Source organism: Pseudomonas pichavaramensis (assembly GCF_050473265.1).
Taxonomy (GTDB): domain Bacteria; phylum Pseudomonadota; class Gammaproteobacteria; order Pseudomonadales; family Pseudomonadaceae; genus Aquipseudomonas.
The window spans coordinates 120,761-139,482 of the sequence record NZ_JBJKFJ010000011.1 but is presented as its reverse complement, the minus strand read 5'-3'; the positions used below and the strand labels follow the sequence as shown (position 1 = coordinate 139,482).

At 65.1% G+C, this 18,722-nt stretch carries 19 protein-coding genes; 9 read left to right on the top strand and 10 right to left on the bottom strand.

From position 1 onward, the window contains the following. Positions 1-64: 64 nt before the first annotated feature. Positions 65-1,252 (top strand): XdhC family protein, encoded by a 1,188-nt coding sequence (locus ACJRW5_RS18350; RefSeq protein WP_484571927.1) that lies wholly within the window; start codon positions 65-67, stop codon positions 1,250-1,252. Between the two features lie 368 nt (positions 1,253-1,620). On the opposite strand, the gene ACJRW5_RS18345 is transcribed toward ACJRW5_RS18350, so the two are convergent. The 4 genes from ACJRW5_RS18345 to hexR all read right to left on the bottom strand — a co-directional run bounded on the left by ACJRW5_RS18345 (position 1,621) and on the right by hexR (position 5,746). Next, a complete protein-coding gene (locus ACJRW5_RS18345; RefSeq protein WP_484571926.1) occupies positions 1,621-3,858 on the bottom strand; it encodes a xanthine dehydrogenase family protein molybdopterin-binding subunit in 2,238 nt (745 codons plus the stop codon). Between the two features lie 14 nt (positions 3,859-3,872). Continuing rightward, entirely contained in the window at positions 3,873-4,331 is a 459-nt protein-coding gene (locus ACJRW5_RS18340) for a (2Fe-2S)-binding protein (RefSeq protein WP_484571925.1), read from the bottom strand. Between the two features lie 212 nt (positions 4,332-4,543). Next, a complete protein-coding gene (locus tag ACJRW5_RS18335; protein ID WP_484571924.1) occupies positions 4,544-4,756 on the bottom strand; it encodes a PA3496 family putative envelope integrity protein in 213 nt (70 codons plus the stop codon). A 123-nt stretch (positions 4,757-4,879) separates the two neighbouring features. Then, positions 4,880-5,746 carry a transcriptional regulator HexR gene (hexR, locus tag ACJRW5_RS18330; RefSeq protein ID WP_484571923.1) on the bottom strand — a complete coding sequence of 289 codons (867 nt, stop codon included), beginning with the start codon at positions 5,744-5,746 and terminating at the stop codon, positions 4,880-4,882. A 221-nt stretch (positions 5,747-5,967) separates the two neighbouring features. Here hexR and zwf point away from each other — a divergent pair, with 221 nt between their 5' ends. Then, positions 5,968-7,389, top strand: coding sequence for a glucose-6-phosphate dehydrogenase (gene zwf, locus ACJRW5_RS18325; protein ID WP_484571983.1), 1,422 nt, complete (start codon positions 5,968-5,970; stop codon positions 7,387-7,389). Between the two features lie 202 nt (positions 7,390-7,591). Here zwf and ACJRW5_RS18320 read toward each other — a convergent pair whose 3' ends face one another. Then, positions 7,592-8,824, bottom strand: coding sequence for an MFS transporter (locus tag ACJRW5_RS18320; protein ID WP_484571922.1), 1,233 nt, complete (start codon positions 8,822-8,824; stop codon positions 7,592-7,594). A gap of 197 nt (positions 8,825-9,021) precedes the next feature. Continuing rightward, positions 9,022-9,963, bottom strand: a complete 942-nt coding sequence (gene znuA, locus ACJRW5_RS18315) for a zinc ABC transporter substrate-binding protein ZnuA (RefSeq protein ID WP_484571921.1) — start codon at positions 9,961-9,963, stop codon at positions 9,022-9,024. 66 nt (positions 9,964-10,029) lie between these two features. Here znuA and zur point away from each other — a divergent pair, with 66 nt between their 5' ends. The 7 genes from zur to ACJRW5_RS18280 all read left to right on the top strand — a co-directional run bounded on the left by zur (position 10,030) and on the right by ACJRW5_RS18280 (position 15,723). After that, entirely contained in the window at positions 10,030-10,515 is a 486-nt protein-coding gene (gene zur, locus ACJRW5_RS18310; protein WP_484571920.1) for a zinc uptake transcriptional repressor Zur, read from the top strand. Then, the gene (gene znuC, locus ACJRW5_RS18305; RefSeq protein WP_484571919.1) at positions 10,512-11,300 is read left to right on the top strand and encodes a zinc ABC transporter ATP-binding protein ZnuC; all 789 of its coding nucleotides are present in this window, start codon (positions 10,512-10,514) and stop codon (positions 11,298-11,300) included. The genes zur and znuC overlap by 4 nt, the downstream gene beginning before the upstream one ends. Continuing rightward, positions 11,300-12,085: a zinc ABC transporter permease subunit ZnuB gene (gene znuB, locus ACJRW5_RS18300; protein ID WP_484571918.1), complete on the top strand. Its 786-nt coding sequence runs from the start codon at positions 11,300-11,302 to the stop codon at positions 12,083-12,085. Before znuC ends, znuB begins: the two co-directional genes overlap by 1 nt. Before the next feature lie 119 nt (positions 12,086-12,204). Next, entirely contained in the window at positions 12,205-13,035 is an 831-nt protein-coding gene (locus ACJRW5_RS18295) for a PA5502 family lipoprotein (protein WP_484571917.1), read from the top strand. A 177-nt stretch (positions 13,036-13,212) separates the two neighbouring features. Next, positions 13,213-14,220, top strand: coding sequence for a methionine ABC transporter ATP-binding protein (locus ACJRW5_RS18290; RefSeq protein ID WP_484571916.1), 1,008 nt, complete (start codon positions 13,213-13,215; stop codon positions 14,218-14,220). Further along, positions 14,220-14,888 (top strand): methionine ABC transporter permease, encoded by a 669-nt coding sequence (locus ACJRW5_RS18285; protein WP_484571915.1) that lies wholly within the window; start codon positions 14,220-14,222, stop codon positions 14,886-14,888. The genes ACJRW5_RS18290 and ACJRW5_RS18285 overlap by 1 nt, the downstream gene beginning before the upstream one ends. 64 nt (positions 14,889-14,952) lie before the next feature. Beyond that, positions 14,953-15,723, top strand: a complete 771-nt coding sequence (locus tag ACJRW5_RS18280) for a MetQ/NlpA family ABC transporter substrate-binding protein (RefSeq protein ID WP_484571914.1) — start codon at positions 14,953-14,955, stop codon at positions 15,721-15,723. A 72-nt stretch (positions 15,724-15,795) separates the two neighbouring features. Here ACJRW5_RS18280 and ACJRW5_RS18275 read toward each other — a convergent pair whose 3' ends face one another. The 4 genes from ACJRW5_RS18275 to ACJRW5_RS18260 all read right to left on the bottom strand — a co-directional run bounded on the left by ACJRW5_RS18275 (position 15,796) and on the right by ACJRW5_RS18260 (position 18,722). Continuing rightward, positions 15,796-16,224 (bottom strand): GFA family protein, encoded by a 429-nt coding sequence (locus tag ACJRW5_RS18275; protein ID WP_484571913.1) that lies wholly within the window; start codon positions 16,222-16,224, stop codon positions 15,796-15,798. 134 nt (positions 16,225-16,358) lie between these two features. Continuing rightward, complete coding sequence (locus tag ACJRW5_RS18270) at positions 16,359-16,766, bottom strand: YbaN family protein (protein WP_484571912.1); 408 nt, start codon at positions 16,764-16,766, stop codon at positions 16,359-16,361. Then, positions 16,759-17,349 (bottom strand): biliverdin-producing heme oxygenase, encoded by a 591-nt coding sequence (locus ACJRW5_RS18265; RefSeq protein ID WP_484571911.1) that lies wholly within the window; start codon positions 17,347-17,349, stop codon positions 16,759-16,761. Before ACJRW5_RS18265 ends, ACJRW5_RS18270 begins: the two co-directional genes overlap by 8 nt. A 53-nt stretch (positions 17,350-17,402) precedes the next feature. Next, complete coding sequence (locus tag ACJRW5_RS18260; protein WP_484571910.1) at positions 17,403-18,722, bottom strand: TolC family outer membrane protein; 1,320 nt, start codon at positions 18,720-18,722, stop codon at positions 17,403-17,405.

Below are 18,722 nucleotides of genomic sequence, written 5' to 3'. Positions count from 1 at the left end.
TACGCAACATGGGCAGTCTGGGAATCGCTGCATGTCGCGCGCCCCAACCTGCCGGGAGAACCCAATGCTGTCGGGAACCAGCGCCCTGCTGAGCGCCATCCACGCCATCGAACGCGATAAAGGCCAGGCCGTGCTCGCCACCGTGGTCAAGGTAGAGGGCTCGGCCTATCGCCGCCCCGGCGCACGCATGCTGATTCCGCTCTACGGTGGCACCGTGGGCACCATCAGCGGCGGCTGCCTGGAGTCGGAGGTGGCAAAAAAAGCCTGGTGGCTGACCGACGGCGGCGAAGCGGTGATCCGCCGCTACAGCACCGCTACCCAGGACGACGATGACGATCAGGATGCCGCACTGACCTTCGGCCTCGGCTGCAACGGTACCGTGCACGTGCTGCTCGAACGCCATAGTGCCGAGAAGCCGCTGGGCGTATTCGAACTGCTGCGCCAGGTACGTGAAAGCGGCCAGCCCGGCGCAGTCGCTACGGTCATCGCCAGCTATCGCAATGCCCGCGTATGCGTGGGTGATCGCCTCGCACTGCATCCGTCACTGAACGGCAGCGCCCCGCTCGCCGACCCCGCACTCGATGCAGAAATTCGCGCTGACCTGAACAAGACTCTGCTGCAAGGCCGCTCGTCGCTGCACACCTACCGTGACGCCCGCGGCGAAATCGAGGTGTTCTGCGAATACCTGGCACCGCAACGCCGCCTGGTCATCTTCGGCGCCGGCCATGACGCACAACCCCTGAGCCACATGGCGAAGCTGCTGGACTGGCATGTCACCATCGTCGACGGGCGCACTCACTTCGCCCGCGCCGAACGCTTTCCCGATGCCGATGCCGTGCTGCAGGTCGATGCCAGACCGCCATACGACATTGCCCACCTGACCGATGGCGCCCTGGTAGCGATCATGAGCCACAGTTACAGCCAGGACCGCCACTGGCTCGGCGGCGTGCTGCAGGGCACGCCCGTGTACATCGGCCAGCTGGGGCCGCGCGATCGCACCGAGCGCCTGCTGGATGAGATTCGCCAGCAAACTCCACAGCTACCGGCTCTGGACCGCCTGCACTATCCCATCGGTCTGGATATCGGCGGCGATACGCCGGAAAGTGTGGCCACCTCCATTCTTGCCGAGATGACCGCCGCACTGAACGAGCGTAACGGCGGCATGCTCAGGCATCGCCAGGCGTCCATCCACACGCAAACACCGCTGGATTGCAGCGATCTTGCGGCGAAAGCACCGCGCACAGCCTCTTGATTGACCGAGCCCCGGATTGCATCCGGGCTGCACCACGCCCTTGTAGCAGCGGCTTCAGCCGCGAGCGATCGTAAAGCTCGCCGCTAAAGCGCCTCCCACGCAGCGCGATCCCGCGAGCCGCCTCCGATCTACCGCCCGACCCGGCTCTTACCGTAGGAGCGGCTTTAGCCGCGATCCATACTCGAAAAGCCCGCCGCTACGACTGCATGGAATGCAGAATGCCAGAGCCGAAAGCGCCTTCTACACAGAACGATCCCGCGAACTGCATCCGGCCTCGCATGATCCTGTGGGAGGGGCTTTAGCCGCGACCCGTCCCAAACAAAAACGCCCGGGCAATGGCCCGGGCGTGGTGTTTACAGCGAGCGACCTCAGGCCGTGATCTGCGCCGGGAACGGCAGCTTGCGCAAACGCACACCAGTCGCCGCGAACAGAGCATTGGCCAGCGCCGGTGCCAGCGGCGGCACGCCTGGCTCACCGACCCCTGTCGGATTCTCCGCAGAGGGCACGATATGCACTTCTACCTTGGGCATCTCGTTCATGCGCAGCACCTGGAAGTCATGGAAGTTCGATTGCTCGACCCGCCCTTCCTTCAAGGTGATTGCACTGTGCCGGGCAGCGGCCAGGGCGAAGCCGATACCGCCTTCCATCTGCGCCTTGATCACGTCCGGGTTGATGGCGATGCCGCAGTCCACGGCGCATACCACGCGATCCAGACGATAGCTGCCATCGGCCTTCACCGTGACTTCGGCGACCTGGGCGACGAACGAGCCGAACGACTCGTGCACGGCGATGCCACGGCCACGCTTCTCACCATCGGCACCGGCAGCCAGCGGCTTGTCCCAGCCCGCCTGCTTGGCGGCCAGTTCCAGCGCGCCACGGTGACGCGGATGACTCTCCAGCAGCGCATGGCGGAACGCGTAGGGGTCCTGCCCGGCCGCCACCGCCGCCTCGTCGATCATGGTCTCGGCGACATAGCCGGTGTGGGTATGGCCAACCGAACGCCACCACAGCACCGGCACCTGGATGTTTTTCGGCGTGCTCAGCTCGACCTTCAGGTTGGGTACCGCATAGGACAGGTTGGAAACGCCTTCGACCGAGGTATGGTCGACGCCTTCCTTGACCATGAACGACTCCATCGAAGTCCCCGCCATAATCGACTGACCGACGATACGATTGTGCCAGGCCTGCAGTTTGCCGGCCTCATCCAGACCAATACGCGCACGGTGCACGTACATCGGCCGGAAGAACCCGCCACGGGTATCGTCCTCCCGCGTCCAGACCATCTTCACCGGCGCATCCACACCCTTGTCACGCGCAGCCTTGGCGATCGCCACGGCCTCCAGCAGATAGTCCGACAGCGAACTGGCGCGGCGGCCAAAGCTGCCACCGGCATACAGCTGAGTCAGCGCAACCTGCTCAGGCTGGAAGCCCAGGTAATTGCTGATGATCGCCTGGTCGACGGTCTGGAACTGCTCGCCGTTCCAGATCTCGCAACGATCAGCGGAGAGCTTCACCAGGCAGTTCATCGGCTCCATGGCGGCATGCGCCAGGTACGGGAACTCGTACTCCGCCTCGACGGTTTTCGCTGCCGCGGCCAATGCGGCATCGGCATCACCCTTGCTGGCTGCCGGCAGGCCAGGCGTGCCGGCGCTCTCGCGGTATTGCGCGAGAATTTCCTCGCTGCCCAGGGTGAACGCCTGGCTTTCATCCCAGTCGATCACCAGCGCATCACGTCCCTGACGTGCAGCCCAGGTGTTCTTCGCCAGCACCGCGACACCGGCACGGCCATGAGGCAGATCACGGAATTCCACCACATCGACGACATCACGCACGGCCTTGGCCTTGCTGCTGTCGACCGAACGCATCACGCCACCAAAACGCGGCGGATAGGCCACCACCGCCACCAGCATGCCCGGCAACTTGAAGTCCTGGGTGAAGATAGCGCTGCCGTCAGTCTTGCCCGGGCTGTCCTTACGGCGCAGCTCGACCTTGCCGATCAGCTTGAAGTCCTTGGGTTGCTTGAGCTGCACCTGCTCGGGCACTGGCAGCGCTGCAGCCGCTTCGACCAGCTCGCCGAAGCCGGCGCTACGACCAGAACCGGCATGACTGACCACGCCCTTGTCGACGCTGATTTCACTCGCCGGTACGCCCCAACGCTGCGCGGCAGCCGCCACCAGCATGGCCTTGGCCGTGGCCCCGGCGTTGCGCATCTGCTCCCAGGAGTTGGCCATGGCGGTGCTGCCGCCGGTGCCCTGCATCGGGCCGAAGGCGAGGTTGTTGTAGCGCTTCACATCAGCCGGCGCGCCTTCGACGCGCACCTTGTCCCAGTCGGCGTCCAGCTCTTCGGCCAGCAAAGTTGCCAGGCCGGTGTAACTGCCCTGACCCATTTCCAGATGCTTGGCCAGCACGGTCACGCTGCCGTCCAGGTCGATACGCACGAAGGCGTTCGGCTCCAGCGGGCCGCCTGCGGCCAGCGCATCCATGCCGCGCATCATCGGCGCGAAGAAGATGCCCAGCGCCAGGCCTCCGGCGCCCTTGAGCAGCGAGCGGCGACTGACGTTGAGAATGCCGCGAGCGGCGCTATCGGGGGTTTCGATCTTGCCCATGGTGATGCACCTCCTCAGGCGAGCTGTTCGGCAGCTTGGTGAATGGCCGCACGAATCCGCACATAGGTGGCGCAGCGGCAGATGTTGCCGCTCATGGCCGCGTCGATGTCGGCGTCGCTCGGTGCCTTGTTGCTGCTGAGCAGCGCCGTGGCGGCCATGATCTGCCCGGACTGGCAGTAGCCGCACTGCACGACATCCAGCTCACGCCAGGCGTCCTGCACGACCTTGCCGACCGTGTCTTCACCGACCGCTTCGATGGTGCTGATACGTTTGCCAACCACTGCCGATACCGGGGTGACGCAGGAACGCGTCGGCTGCCCCTCGACATTCACCGTGCAGGCGCCACACAGTGCCATGCCGCAGCCGTACTTGGTGCCAGTGAGATTGGCGACGTCACGCAGGGCCCAGAGCAGTGGCATATCATCGGCCACGTCGAGCTCATGGTCCTTGCCATTGAGATTCAGGGTAATCATGGTCTGCCCACCTTGGATTGATGGTTTCTGAGTAATTTCGCCAGTCGTGCCGGCGATCACGGCCAGGCCCGCACGCGAGGGGCCAGAGAGTCACTCTAGTGGGCATCAGAGGCAATGTCGCCACCCGCTGCCGAGAAACGCAGAACCGGGCAACAAGTTCGCAGAATCGGGCAAGCCCGCCGCTCGCCTGAAGGCGCAGCGGCGGCTTGAGGTCAGGCAGCCTGGCGCGGCGCTCGCTCGACGAGCTGCAGATAGCCGGCGGGAACCAGCTCAGGATAGTCCGCCAATTCACGCTGCAGCTGGCACTGCTCGGCGTAGTGCTCGATAGCGCGGCGATAAGCCATGCGGCGCTGGTCCTGCAGCTTGCGACGGGTCTTGGCGTCTGGTTGGGCCTGCAGTTGTGCGTCATCGAAGATACGAGACATCTCGGTACTCCCGAAATGAGGACTGGAGGCCTCAGCTTGCTCCGGGCAGATGACGCTTTGACGGCGACTCGATGAAGGCTCGGTGACGCTGAGCACCAGCTTCATCCTTGAAGACGCCTCTGTCTAATCCTCGGCGTTACGCAGCGACTTCGGCGACAGACGCAGGCTGCGCAAACTGCGTTTGACGCTCTTGAGGTGGTTGACCAGGCTCGGCCCGCGAGCCATGGCTACGCCCATGGCGAGCACGTCGATCACCACCAGGTGGGCGATGCGCGAGGTCAGCGGCGTGTAGATTTCGGTGTCTTCCTGCACATCGATGGCCAGGTTGACGGTGGCCAGTTCCGCCAGCGGCGTCTGGCTCGGGCACAGGGTGATCAGGCTGGCGCCGGACTCACGCACCAGGTTGGCGGTGATCAGCAGATCCTTCGAGCGGCCCGACTGGGAAATGCACACGGCCACGTCGCCCGGTTTGAGCGTCACGGCGCTCATCGCCTGCATGTGCGGGTCGGAATAAGCCGCCGCATTGAGCAGCAGGCGGAAGAACTTGTGCTGGGCGTCGGCAGCCACCGCACCGGATGCGCCGAAGCCGTAGAACTCTACGCGCTGCGCCTGCGAGCAGGCGGCGATGGCGCGCTGCAATGACTCCGGATCGAGCTTCTCGCGCACTTCCATCAGGGTGTGCAGGGTGGTGTCGAAGATCTTCAGGCTGAAGTCCGCGACCGAGTCATCCTCGTGAATGGCGAACTGACCGAAGCTGGCACCCGCGGCCAGGCTTTGCGCCAGTTTCAGCTTGAGATCCTGAAAGCCGCTGCAGCCGATGGCTCGGCAGAAACGCACGATGGTCGGCTCGCTGATACCCACGCTGTGCGCCAGTTCGGCCATGGAACTGTGCATCACCGATGCGGGATCGAGCAGGACGTAGTCAGCCACCTTCAGTTCGGACTTGCGCAGCAGGTGGCGCGACTGGGCGATGTGTTGCAACAGATTCACGGGCTTGGCTCTATGCAGAAAAGGGTCTACCACGGGGACTCGGCTGATCATGACTCGGAGATGACCAGCAACCGCGGTTGTAGTGACCTTGTAGTTATACTACATGGCTCGCACTGGCGCACGACCAACAGCCTGTTTTTGACGCCGTATTACCAACACAGGTAGTTTGCAGCAGCCTGTCAGAATCGACTCGGAGTCTTCCCTTGAGCATCCCCTGCGACATGCTGGTCTTCGGTGGTACGGGCGACCTGGCCCTGCACAAACTGCTGCCGGCGCTCTATCACCTGCATCGTGAAGGCCGTCTGCACGCCGATGTGCGCATCCTCGCCCTGGCCCGCAGCAACCATAGCCGCGAGGCCTACCAGGCGCTGGCCGAGCGGCATTGCCGGGCGCAGGTAGCGCGTGCGGACTTCGCCAACGACACCTGGGCCAGCTTCGCCGAGCGCCTCGACTACTTCGCCATGGACGCTGCACAGAGCGCCGACTTCGGTCGCCTGGCCAAACGCCTGGGCCGCGACGACGCACGTGTGCGGGTCTACTACCTGGCCACCGCACCCAGCCTCTTCGAGGACATCGCCGCGCACCTGGCCAACGCCGGTCTGGCCGGCCCGGCAGCACGTATCGTGCTGGAAAAGCCCATCGGCCACTCGCTGGAGTCGGCCCGCGCGATCAACGCCGCCATCGGCGCGGTTTTCGATGAAGCGCGGGTGTTTCGCATCGATCACTACTTGGGTAAGGAGACCGTGCAGAACCTCATGGCGCTGCGCTTCGCCAATGCGCTGTTCGAGCCGGTGTGGCGTGCCGGGCATATCGATCACGTGCAGATCAGCGTCTGCGAGACGCTTGGCGTGGAAAACCGCGGCGCCTACTACGACAAGGCCGGGGCCATGCGCGACATGATCCAGAACCACCTGCTGCAGTTGCTCTGCCTGGTGGCCATGGAGGCGCCGGTGCGTTTCGACGCCGAGGCGGTGCGCAACGAGAAGGTGAAGATCCTCGAAGCGCTCAAGCCCATCAGCGGCCTCGACGTACAGGACAAGACCGTGCGCGGCCAGTACACCGCCGGGCAGATCGGCGGCCATGACGTGCAGGCCTATTACTTCGAGAAGAACGTCGACAACGACAGCGACACCGAAACCTTCGTCGCCGTGCAGGCGGAGATCGACAACTGGCGCTGGGCCGGCGTGCCTTTCTACCTGCGCACCGGCAAACGCCTGGCGAAGAAAACCTCGGAGATTCTCATCCAGTTCAAACCGGTGCCACATCGCCTGTTCAACGACGGCGAAGCCAACCAGCTGCTGATCCGCCTGCAACCGGAAGAACGTATCAGCCTGCAGCTGATGGCCAAGAACCCGGGTAAGGGCATGCGCCTGAAACCGGTGGAGCTTGACCTCAACCTGGCCAACGCCTTCAGCCAGCAACGCCGCTGGGAAGCCTACGAGCGCCTGCTGCTGGACGTGATCGAAGGCGACTCCACGCTGTTCATGCGCCGTGACGAAGTCGAAGCCGCCTGGCAGTGGGTCGACCCGATCCTGCAGGGCTGGCACCAGCACTACCAGAGCCCGCGCCCCTACCCGGCCGGCAGCGACGGCCCGGAACAGCTGCAGCACCTGCTGGAGCGCCATGGCCGGCACTGGGCGTAACGCTCTGGCACGGGGACTCAGCACTAGTGTTACGCCACAGATCAACTGTCGGTCTGACGGCTTTTCGTAGGGGGTGCCGTGCGCACCAGGCAAGTACTGCAGTCTTCGCGGTGCGCGTAGCGCACCCTACCCCAAAGCACCCGAGCACATGCCGATATGTGATACGTGCTGCGACACTAGCGTGCCGTCGCCTCGAGCGTCGTTATCGGCCTTTCTGCAGCAGCACCAATCCCAGCACCAGGGCGCCGAGCACGCCCGCTCCGAGGAACAAGCCCTCATAGCCCAGCGTCTTGGCCAACACGCCACTGCTGGCCCCGACGAAGCCGGACAGCAGTAATTGCGCCGAAGCCTGCAGGGTGAAGTCGGCGCCTTCGTGTTCGGGGCGGCACATGCGCATCATGGCGGCGAACAGGGCGACGGTAGACATGCCGTCGGCCACCTGCTCGAACAGGGTCACGGCGTACACCAACCCGGTATTGGCGCCCTGCCCGACCAGCAAAGCCAGCGCGGCGATGCCGCTGGCCTGCAGGGCGCCGAACAGGATCAATGCCCGCAGCACGCCGATGCGGGCGTAGAGCAGACCACCGAACAACGCGCCACCAATGCCGGCCAGGCTGCTGATCAGGGTCAGCTGACCGAGCTCGCCAGTGCTCCAGCCCTGATCCACCAGCATCGGTTTGATCATTGGCGAGCCGAGCGAGTCGCCCAGCTTGAAGGTCAGCACCACCGCCAGCCACAGCAGCATGCCGGGCTGTGCCAGCAGACCGCGATAATGATCAAGCAGCAGACGCGGGCCGAGGGCGTTCTCCGCCAAGGCGGGCCGGAAGGGCAGCACGCGGCGCTCGGGGAACAGCCAGACCGGCACACTCATCAGCAGAACCAGCCCGGCCAGCAGACCGAGTGCCAGGTTCCAGCCCAGCGGGTCGATCACCAGCAGCAGGCCGCTGCCGCTGACGATCATGCCGACCTTGTAGCCGCCTACCTGCAGGCTGTTGCCCAAACCACGCCAGCGCTCCGGCAGCAGGCGCACGGTGAGGCCGTCGGTGGCGATGTCCTGGGTCGAGGCCAGCAGATTGATCAGCAACAGCAGGCCGAGCAACAACCAGATAGCGGAGCCGAATAGCGTCTGCGGGGCGAGCACCGCCAGCGCCGCCAGACAGACCACGACACCACTCTGCAGCGGCAGGATCCAGCCACGATGGTGGCCGAGGCGGGGTGAGGCCAAACGGTCGACCCAGGGCGCCCACAGCACCTTGAGCAGCCAGGGCAAGGCCAGCAGCTTGAACAGACCGATCAGCGCCAGGTCGACACCATGCTGACGCAACAGCACCGGCAGGGCATGCGCAATCAGTCCGGAAGGCAGGCCCTGCGCGCAATACAGCGATGCCAGCAGCACCAGCGTGGCATTGGAGGGGCGAGAGGCGGATGGCGACATGGCAGGCGCTCGCGGCAAAAGCGCAAGCCTAGTGGTTTGCGCCTGCGAGCGGCAACGTGAGGGTGGTTACAGTTCGTAGCTGGGCTCGTCGCGGCTGAAGCCCCTCCCACAAACCCGATCCCGCCCATCGTGGGAGGCGCTTTAGCGGCGACTTTGTGAGTCAGCCAAGTACATCGCGCGACCTGCCAGCGTAGCCCTTACAGGCTGTTCAGGCACTCGCTCAGGCCGCCAGCCAGGTTCTGCAGCAGTTGCTCATAGCCCGTGGCATCAACCGGCAAGGTGCCACCCAGCGCATCCAGCTCGGCCAGCTTGACCGGCAGGCCGGCGGTCAGGGTTTCCGCCAGACGCGGGCGCAGCGGCGGCTCGCTGAACACGCAACTGGGGCCGGCCTGTTGCAGACGCTCACGCATCGCGGCGACATGACGCGCGCCCGGCTGAACTTCAGTCAGCACGCTGAAGACGCCAGCATGCTTGAGCTCGTAGGCGGCCTCGAAGTAATCGAAAGCCTCATGAAAAACGAAATACGGTTTGCCCTGCAGCGCGGCCAGTTGCGCACGGATACGCTCGTCCAGTGCATCCAGGCGCTGCTCGAAGGCCTCCAGGTTGGCGGCGTAACGGACCGCGTTGGCCGCGTCCAGCTTGCTCAGGTCAGCCGCCATGCGCTTGGCGATCACCTTGGCATTGACCGGCGATAGCCACAGGTGCGCATCCAGGCTACCTGGGCGGTGGTCGTGATCGTGGCCGAGAGCGTCGTCAGCGTGCTCATGCTCGTGATCGTCGTGATCGTCGTGGCCATGCTCTGCGTGGCTGTCGCCGAAATGACGCAGGGCCATGCCCGGCAGATCCTGCACCGCCACCTGCGGTTTCTGGCGATTGCTCAGCACGCGCGGCAGAAAGTTTTCCAGATCCGCGCCGACCCAGTAGAGCAGGTCGGCATCGTTCACCCGGCGCACATCGGACGGCCGCAGCGCATAGTGATGTGGAGACGCGCCGGGAGGCAGCAGCACTTCGGGCTCCCCGACGCCGTCCTGCACCGCCGCTGCGATCAACTGCAGCGGTTTGATACTGGTCAGAACACGCACCTCAGCCTGGGCGTTGGCGACGAAAAGCAGGGCAAAAAGACAGAAAAGACGCGACACGGGGCATACTCGGAACGGATTGAACGGGTAACATAATAACGTCTCTTCCCAGCGCCGTCCTTGCCCATGACCGACACGCCCTTGGCCTCGCGCCCACATGATCATTCCCGCTGCGTCAGCCATGCCCTGGCTGAAGCCGAAGCCATCTGCGCCCGTCAGGGCCTGCGCCTGACCGCCCTGCGCAAGCGCGTGCTGGAGCTGGTCTGGGCCAGTCACAAGCCGCTTGGCGCCTACGACATCCTTGGCGTGTTGAGCGATGAAGACGGCCGCCGCGCCGCGCCACCCACCGTTTACCGGGCGCTGGACTTCCTCCTGGAAAACGGCCTGGTGCATCGCATCGCGTCACTCAACGCCTTCGTCGGCTGCAGCCATCCCGAGCACGCGCACCAGGGCCAGTTCCTGATTTGCCGGGCGTGCCATGCTGCGACCGAACTGGAGCAGTCGGCCATCAGCCAGGCCATCGTCGACGGCGCCGCGGGTGTCGGCTTCGCCGTGGAAAGCCAGACCGTCGAAGTCGTTGGCCTGTGCGCCGGCTGCAAGGACAAGCAATGAACGACGCGCTGATCCAGCTGCAGGGCGTGGCTGTCGGCTTCAATGGCCAAGCCGTGCTGGAAGACGTCCAGCTCAGCGTCAAGCCCGGCGAGATCGTCACGCTGATCGGCCCCAACGGCGCCGGCAAGACCACTCTGGTGCGTATCGTGCTCGGCCTGTTGCAGCCGGATCAGGGCCAGGTACGACGCACCCCGCGCCTGCGCATCGGTTACATGCCGCAGAAACTGCATGTCGATGCCACCCTGCCGCTGTCGGTATTGCGCTTCCTGCGCCTGGTACCGGGCGTGGACCGCAAGCGCGCCCTGGCAGCACTGACCGAGGTCGGCGCCGCACAGGTGATCGACAGCCCGCTGCAGAATATTTCCGGCGGCGAGATGCAGCGCGTGCTGCTGGCCCGTGCCCTGCTGCGCGAACCGCAGCTGCTGGTGCTCGACGAACCGGTACAAGGCGTCGATGTCGCCGGCCAGGCCGAGCTGTACCGGCTGATTTCGCAGCTGCGCGAACGCTACGGCTGCGGCGTGCTGATGGTCTCGCACGATCTGCACCTGGTGATGAGCGCTACCGATCAGGTGGTCTGCCTCAACCGCCACGTGTGCTGCTCCGGTCATCCGGAACAGGTCAGCGGCGACCCAGCCTTCATCGAGCTGTTCGGCCAGGACGCCAAGAGCCTGGCCGTCTACCACCACCATCACGACCACGATCACGACCTGCATGGCGGCGTAGTCAAACCCGGCCTGACCATTCATGGCCCGGCCCACGTCCACGGCCCGAACTGTAAACACTGATGCCTGACTTTCTTCTCAACGCCCTGCTCGCCGGCCTGGCGCTGGCCCTGGTGGCTGGCCCGCTCGGCTCCTTCGTGGTCTGGCGGCGCATGGCCTACTTCGGCGACACCCTGTCCCACGCCGCCCTGCTCGGCGTCGCCCTAGGCCTGATGCTCGATGTCAGCCCGACGCTGACGGTGACCGTCGGCTGCGTGCTGCTCGCCGTGCTGCTGGTGACCCTGCAACAGCGCCAACCGCTGGCCAGCGACACCCTGCTCGGCATCCTCGCCCACAGCACCCTGTCCCTGGGCCTGGTGGCGCTGAGCTTCATGCATGACGTGCGCATCGACCTGATGAGCTACCTGTTCGGCGATCTACTCGCCGTCGGCACCACCGATCTGGCCTGGATCGTCGGCGGCAGTGCGCTGGTACTGGCGCTGCTGGCCTGGCTGTGGCGGCCATTGCTGGCGATCACCGTGCACGAAGAGCTGGCGAAGGTCGAAGGCCTGCCGGTGGCGGCGATTCGCCTGGCGCTGATGCTGCTGATCGCGGTGGTGATCGCCGTGGCGATGAAGGTGGTCGGCGTGCTGCTGATCACCTCACTGCTGATCATTCCCGCCGCCGCCGCCCAGCGCCATGCGCGCACGCCGGAACAGATGGCCATCGGCGCCAGCCTGCTCGGCCTGCTGGCGGTGTGCTGCGGCCTGACCCTGTCGTGGTACCAGGACACCCCGGCCGGGCCATCCATCGTGGTCAGCGCCGCTGGGTTGTTCCTCGCCAGCTTCGCCCTGCCCAAGCGCAGTTAATGAAGGCGTGCACTGGATAGCCCGGATGCAATCCGGGCTATCCAGTGCGGCCCAAGATGAAATCAGTGCCATGAACCTGTATGATTGCGCGTTTTTTGCACAACTCGAGACGCGTAGTTATGAAGTCGTTCGCTTTTCGTGGTCTTCCCCTCGTTCTGGTTCTCTTGGCTGGCTGCCAGAGCGCGCCGTCGCACAACGTGCCGCCAGTCGATGAACTGGTCACTGCCTTCCGCCAACTCGACCTGAGCCTGGCCGAAGAGCGGCTCGATGACGCCCGTGGTCAGCTCGATGCCCTGCAGCAACGCGCCAGTGGCGACACGCGCCTGGAGCAGTACCAGCGTCAACTGGCCGATGCCTATATGGAACAGGGCCGCGAGGCGCTGCAACAGGGTGATCTGGATCGCGCGGCGCAAGCACTGGGGCAGGCGCGTAGCCTGCTGCCACAGGCACCGTCGCTGAGCCACGACCTCAACCAGGCTATCGACCGGGCGCGAGAAGCCCGGCAAAACGCCGCCGAACAGCAGGCAAGAGAAGCCGCAGCCAGGCTCGAGACGCAGCGTCAGGAACAACTGCGCCAGCAGCGCCAGGCGACCGAGGCCAAGGCGGTAGTCGCTCCAGCCGAGCAGAGCCCGGCCCAGCCTGTGGCCGCAGTCGCGCCCAAAGCCCGCCTGATCGACCCAAACCTCGCCACCAGCAGCGTGGCCCTGCCTATGCTGGACAATCAGGACAACGAGAACCTGCGTCGTTTGCTCGACAGCGTGGCGGCCGATGTCGTGACCTTTCGCTGTGCGGTGCGCATCGAAGTGCGCGAGGCCAAGGATTATCCCTGGGTCGCGGCGTTGCTCTCGGCGCGGATCAAGAAGCTCGAGCCGGGCTTCCGCCCGCAGCTGAGCCAAAAGATCGTGCCGCAACAGGTGCCGCGTTTGCTGTTGAGCCCCCAGCACAATTGATGGCGGCCACTCGACCACTTATCGGTAATGCTGTTTTGTAATAACCATAGGCCAACAAAGATTTTCTCGGCCTAAACAGCGCCGGGTAAACTAGCGCCCTTTTGCGCCCACCCCGCGCCCGATGACCGGCTCGCCAACCCCTGAGCCGGCCCTGAACACACCCAAAAGGTCGTTCGCGTGATCCACTTTCAATCCGTCCACAAGGCCTACCACGTCGCGGGCCGCGAGATTCCGGCGTTGCAGCCCACCACGCTGCAGGTCGGCAGCGGCCAGGTGTTCGGCATCATCGGCCACTCCGGTGCCGGCAAGAGCACTCTGCTGCGCTTGATCAACCGCTTGGAAGAACCCACCAGCGGGCGCATCGAGATCGACGGCGTCGATGTCACCGCGCTCGACGCGACTGGCCTGCGCCGCTTCCGCCAGCAGGTCGGGATGATCTTCCAACACTTCAACCTGCTGTCGTCGAAGACCGTCGCCGACAACATCGCCATGCCGCTGCGCCTGGCCGGCGAGCTGAGCCGTGCCGAGATCGACGCCCGCGTCGCCGAGCTGCTGGCCCGCGTCGGCCTGCAGGAGCATGCGAAGAAGTACCCGGCGCAGCTCTCCGGTGGGCAGAAGCAGCGTGTCGGCATCGCCCGTGCGCTGAGCACACGACCGAAGATTCTGCTGTGCGACGAAGCCACCAGTGCCCTCGACCCGCAAACCACCACCGCCGTGCTCAGCCTGCTGGCCGAGATCAACCGCGAACTGGGCCTGACCATCGTGCTGATCACTCACGAGATGGACGTGATCCGCCGCGTCTGCGACCGCGTGGCGGTGATGGATGCCGGTGTCATCGTCGAAGAAGGCCCGGTGACCGAGGTGTTTCTGCACCCGCAGCACGCGACCACGCGGCGCTTCGTGCAGGAGTCCGAACACGTCGATGAAAGCGAGCAACGCGACGACTTCGCCCATGTCGAAGGTCGCATTCTGCGCCTGACCTTCCAGGGCGAGGCCACTTATGCGCCGCTGCTGGGTACCGTCGCCCGTGAAACCGGGGTGGATTACAGCATCCTCGCCGGGCGCATCGACCGCATCAAGGACAGCCCCTACGGCCAGCTCACCCTGGCCCTGACCGGTGGCGACATCGATGCCGCGCTGGCGCGCTTCGCAGCCGCCGACGTGCATCTGGAGGTACTGCGCTGATGCTCGAACAACTGCTGCCCAACGTGTTCTGGCCGGAAATCTGGCAGGCCAGTATCGACACGCTGAACATGCTGCTCGGCTCGATGCTATTCACCGTGCTGCTCGGCCTGCCGCTCGGCGTGCTGCTGTTCCTCACCGGCCCGCGCCAGCTGTTCGAACAGAAGGCGCTGTATGGCGTGCTGTCGCTGGTGGTGAACATCCTGCGCTCGGTGCCCTTCGTCATCCTGCTGATCCTGATGCTGCCGGTCACCGAAGTCGTGGTCGGTACCTCGCTGGGGGTGGCCGGCGCCATCCCGCCACTGGTGGTCGGCGCCACGCCATTCTTCGCCCGTCTGGTGGAAACCGCCCTGCGTGAAGTCGAGCGCGGCATCATCGAGGCGACCCAGGCCATGGGCGCCAGCACCTGGCAGATCATCACCCGCGCGCTGCTGCCCGAGGCCCTGCCCGGTCTGCTCGCCGCCACCACCGTCACCGCGATTACTCTGGTCGGCTATACCGCGATGAGCGGCCTGGTCGGCGGCGGTGGTCTGGGCGACTTGGCCGTGCGCTACGGTTACCAGCGTTATCAGCCGGACGTGATGGCCGTGACCGTGGTCCTGCTGCTGATTCTGGTGCAGGTGCTGCAGATGGTCGGTGATCGCCTGGTCATCCATTTTTCGCGCAAGTAATGATGAAAAGCGGCGACTCGCCACCCGCGAGACCCGCGCCAACCTTCCCAAAAGGAACCTTGAAATGAAGAAACTGCTGACTGCCCTGGCGGCCTTCGCCGCCTTCTCGGCCCAGGCCGAAACCCTCAACGTCGCCGCCACCCCGGTGCCGCACGCGGAGATCCTCGAATTCGTCAAACCGGCGCTGGCCAAAGAAGGCGTCGAGCTGAAAGTACGTGTGTTCACCGACTACGTGCAGCCCAACCTGCAAGTGCAACAGGGCAACCTGGACGTCAACTTCTTCCAGCACCAGCCGTACCTGGACGAGTTCAACGCCAGCCGCAAGACCGAGCTGGTCAGCGTTGGCGGCGTGCACGTCGAGCCCTTCGGCGCCTACTCGAGCAAGATCAAGAGCCTCGACGAGCTGCCGCAAGGCGCCACCGTGGCCATCCCCAACGATGCCACCAACGGCGGCCGCGCCCTGCTGCTGCTGCAGAAAGCCGGCGTGATCACCCTCAAGCCGGAAGCGGGCATCCTCGCCACCCCGAAGGACATCGTCGAGAACCCGAAGGCGATCAAGGTGCGTGAACTGGAAGCGGCCACCCTGCCGCGCGTGCTGAGCCAGGTCGATCTCGCCCTGATCAACACCAACTACGCCCTGGAAGCCAAGCTGAACCCGACCCAGGACGCCCTGGCCATCGAAGGCAGCGACTCGCCGTACGTCAACATCCTGGTGACCCGCGCCGATAACAAGGACAGCGAAGCCGTACAGAAGCTGGTCAAGGCCCTGCACAGCGCCGAGGTCAAGCAGTTCATCGAAGAGAAGTACAAAGGCGCCGTCGTCCCGGCGTTCTGATCGCCGCTGACGCCCTGAGCTGCACCCGATGCCGCGCCGCTGCAAAGCTGCGCGGCATTTTCACTTCTGCGCTCAGGACGCAATGAAGCGAATCACACCGGCTTGCCGCGGCCCTGCACCAGCAGGATCATCATTGGGATGGGCGATACCATCGCTGACCGGCACCTCGGCGAAGTCGAAGGGGCTGATGCCCTCCAGGCAGGCGACGTTGACGCCGTACTGATGGGGATTGGAGCGCCGCTGGTGGTGGGTGTAGATGCCGCAGCGTGAGCAGAAGAAGTGCGCCGCACGCTTGGTGTTGAAGCGATAAGTCGTCAACAGGGCTTCGCCCTGCAGAATGCGAAAACCGGCGAGCTCGGCCGATACCGCCACCGCTCCCCGCATCCGGCAGTAGGAGCATGTACAGCGCCTCGCGCTGTGCAGTCCATCACTCAAGGCCACATGAAAACGCACGCCACCGCAATGGCATGCGCCGTTGATCTCGCTGATATCCTTGTTCATCGCCATCCCTTCCGCTCTGTCGAATGCACAGCTTAAGGCAAACAACGGCCGACTGGCCTGGCGCTGAGGTCAGCGACATGCAGCGGTGGTCGAGCAGAGAACGACTTTCACCAGCCATGGCACAGCACGGAAGGTTACGAGGCCGGCGTGTCCTTGGCCCGCTCCGGCCGCGTCCAGATGAACAGCGCCCCGCAGCCCATGCCGACAGCAGCAAACAGCAGCGAAGGGCGATGCTCGACCGTCAGGATCATGATCGTCAGTGCCACCAGCATGCTCAAACTGGCCAACCACTTGGTGCGCCGGGCGATCCGGCCGCCGTTTTTCCAGTCGCGCAACAGCGGCCCGAATACCCGGTGATTCTCCAGCCAGGCGCTCAGCCGCGGCGAACTGCGTGAGGCTGCCCAGGCTGCCAACAACACGAACTCGGTGGTCGGTAGCCCGGGCAGCACCACGCCGAGCATGGCCAGACCGATGCTCAGGTAAGCCAACAACAACCACAGCCAACGCTGCCAGGCCGAGCGCGCCAATGTGGCGTCAGGCAAAGCAGCGCTCCAGATGCACGGTGAAGCGCTGGAAAGCCGCAATCGCCGCCACTTCGGCCAGGCGCTCCTGCTCGGCATCCAGCTCGACGCTGTCGAGCACTGCAGTGAAAGCCTTCCAGCCCTGCGCCCGCCCCCCTTCCGGCTCGGCCAGGTGACGGGCGCCAAAGGTCTCGCTCAAGCCAAGCGCCGGCATGCGTTTGAGCAGAAAGGCCGCACCGAGCTTGGAACCTTCGGAGACGAACAGCCAGGCCAGCTTCTCGCCCAGCCCCATGACCTGAGGGTCGAGACTGTCAGCGCTCGCAGGTAGCGCCTGTTGCAGATCGGCCAGGTCCAGCCGTGCCTGTTCGACACGGCAACGCTGCGGCAGATCAGCAAGCAGCCCGATCAGTTCGGGATCGTTGTACAGCGGCTGCAGATCGCGCTGAAACAGGTACTGCGCCGCCACGAAGCGGGCAAAGCGCTCGGCACTGGCGAACGGCTCGAAGCCCTTTACCCGCTCGTCGAGACGACTATGTGGCTCGTGAGTGATGGCATTGAGACGCTGCGAGCGCAGCGGATGCGAAAGTTGCGAAGATGCGGTCATGACAAATCCCCCTGAATGGTCCGGTTAGGTAAAGACGAATCAGTCGGTTTCATTCAGTAATCCGCGTCGACGAAATAACCGGCCAGACGCTCCAGGTCGGCACTGTTCAGCACACCACCGAGCTGTCGTAGTTGCAACCAGGCGCGCAGGTAACCATGCCGCGCCTCGGCCAGATCACGCCGCGCACCGTACAGCTGCTGCTCGGCGTCCAGCACATCGAGATTGACCCGTTCGCCACCGGCCACGCTCTTGCGCGTTGCCTCTACCAGAGTCTGTGCCGCCGCCACGGCCAGCCGATAGGCGCGCAACCGCGCCTGCGCGCTGCTGCACTGATTGAATTGCTGACGCAGGCGCGTCAGCACATCGGCGCGCTGCGCATCCAGTTCGAAGCCGGCCTGAACGTGGGCCGCCGTCGCCTGGCGGGTCGCCGCCGACACGCCGCCACCGGCGAACAGCGGCACGCTGAGCTGAATGCCGATGCTATCGGTGTCGTACTTCTGGTTGTAGCTGCTCTCCGAGTCGGAGCTGGTCAGGCGGCTGCTGGCCACCAGGCTCAGGGTCGGCAGATGCCCGGCACGCTGCCTGTCTACCGCCCGCGCGGCCACCTCGACGGCTTGTTGCTGCGCCGCCAGCTCGGCATTGGCGGCAATGGCCAGATCACGCCAGGCCTCGAAGCGCGCCGGTTGCAGCGGTTGCACGCTGAAATCGTCGGCCAATGGCAACAGATCGGCACGATCCAGCGGCTCGCCGACGATGCTCTCCAGCGTGCGCAAGGCGACATCAAGGTCATCCCGCGCCTGGATCAGTTCGGCCTCGGCCAGGGCCAGGCGCGCTTCGGTCTCCAGCTCATCGGTGCGGGTGCCCTCACCAGCCTGGAGCAGCCGCCGATTGAGGCGCAGACGTTCACCCAGCGCCCGACGCTGGGCGCGCGCCAGCTGGATGCGCTCGTCGCTGAGCTGCGCCTGGCTGTAGGCTTCGAACAGGCGCACCGCCAGCTCCTGGCTGCGTGCACGGAAGCGCTCATCGGCCAGCAGGGCACGCGCCACGCCCTGGCGATAGTCGGCCCAGGCGGCGTAATCGAACAACGGCTGCTGCAGACTGAGCACCGAGGCGTAGCTGCGATAATCGCGGTCGACGCGCTGCCCGCCCGCACTCACCTCCGATTCGTTGCGCTGGTTGCTGTAGCTCCACGACAACCTGGGCAGCAGCCCGGCACGACCGACCGCGCGCTCCTCCAGGCCGGCGTCACGCTCGGCGATGGCCGCCTGGAAGCTCGGGTCGTTGCGCAGCGCCAGGGCGTAGGCATCGAGCAGCGCCAGGGCCTGCGCCGGCAGCGCCAGGCAGGACAGCAGCAGGAAACAGATCGCACGCAT

What these genes read in the sequence shown, in the direction of transcription:
- ACJRW5_RS18265 (WP_484571911.1), bottom strand. Translation starts at nt 17,349, where the DNA reads ATGACCGCATCTTCGCAACTTTCGCATCCGCTGCGCTCGCAGCGTCTC.
- znuB (WP_484571918.1), top strand. Translation starts at nt 11,300, where the DNA reads ATGCCTGACTTTCTTCTCAACGCCCTGCTCGCCGGCCTGGCGCTGGCC.
- ACJRW5_RS18340 (WP_484571925.1), bottom strand. Translation starts at nt 4,331, where the DNA reads ATGATTACCCTGAATCTCAATGGCAAGGACCATGAGCTCGACGTGGCC.
- ACJRW5_RS18280 (WP_484571914.1), top strand. Translation starts at nt 14,953, where the DNA reads ATGAAGAAACTGCTGACTGCCCTGGCGGCCTTCGCCGCCTTCTCGGCC.
- zwf (WP_484571983.1), top strand. Translation starts at nt 5,968, where the DNA reads ATGCTGGTCTTCGGTGGTACGGGCGACCTGGCCCTGCACAAACTGCTG.
- ACJRW5_RS18260 (WP_484571910.1), bottom strand. Translation starts at nt 18,722, where the DNA reads ATGCGTGCGATCTGTTTCCTGCTGCTGTCCTGCCTGGCGCTGCCGGCG.
- ACJRW5_RS18350 (WP_484571927.1), top strand. Translation starts at nt 65, where the DNA reads ATGCTGTCGGGAACCAGCGCCCTGCTGAGCGCCATCCACGCCATCGAA.
- ACJRW5_RS18320 (WP_484571922.1), bottom strand. Translation starts at nt 8,824, where the DNA reads ATGTCGCCATCCGCCTCTCGCCCCTCCAATGCCACGCTGGTGCTGCTG.
- ACJRW5_RS18335 (WP_484571924.1), bottom strand. Translation starts at nt 4,756, where the DNA reads ATGTCTCGTATCTTCGATGACGCACAACTGCAGGCCCAACCAGACGCC.
- ACJRW5_RS18345 (WP_484571926.1), bottom strand. Translation starts at nt 3,858, where the DNA reads ATGGGCAAGATCGAAACCCCCGATAGCGCCGCTCGCGGCATTCTCAAC.
- znuC (WP_484571919.1), top strand. Translation starts at nt 10,512, where the DNA reads ATGAACGACGCGCTGATCCAGCTGCAGGGCGTGGCTGTCGGCTTCAAT.
- ACJRW5_RS18275 (WP_484571913.1), bottom strand. Translation starts at nt 16,224, where the DNA reads ATGAACAAGGATATCAGCGAGATCAACGGCGCATGCCATTGCGGTGGC.
- ACJRW5_RS18285 (WP_484571915.1), top strand. Translation starts at nt 14,220, where the DNA reads ATGCTCGAACAACTGCTGCCCAACGTGTTCTGGCCGGAAATCTGGCAG.
- ACJRW5_RS18295 (WP_484571917.1), top strand. Translation starts at nt 12,205, where the DNA reads ATGAAGTCGTTCGCTTTTCGTGGTCTTCCCCTCGTTCTGGTTCTCTTG.
- zur (WP_484571920.1), top strand. Translation starts at nt 10,030, where the DNA reads ATGACCGACACGCCCTTGGCCTCGCGCCCACATGATCATTCCCGCTGC.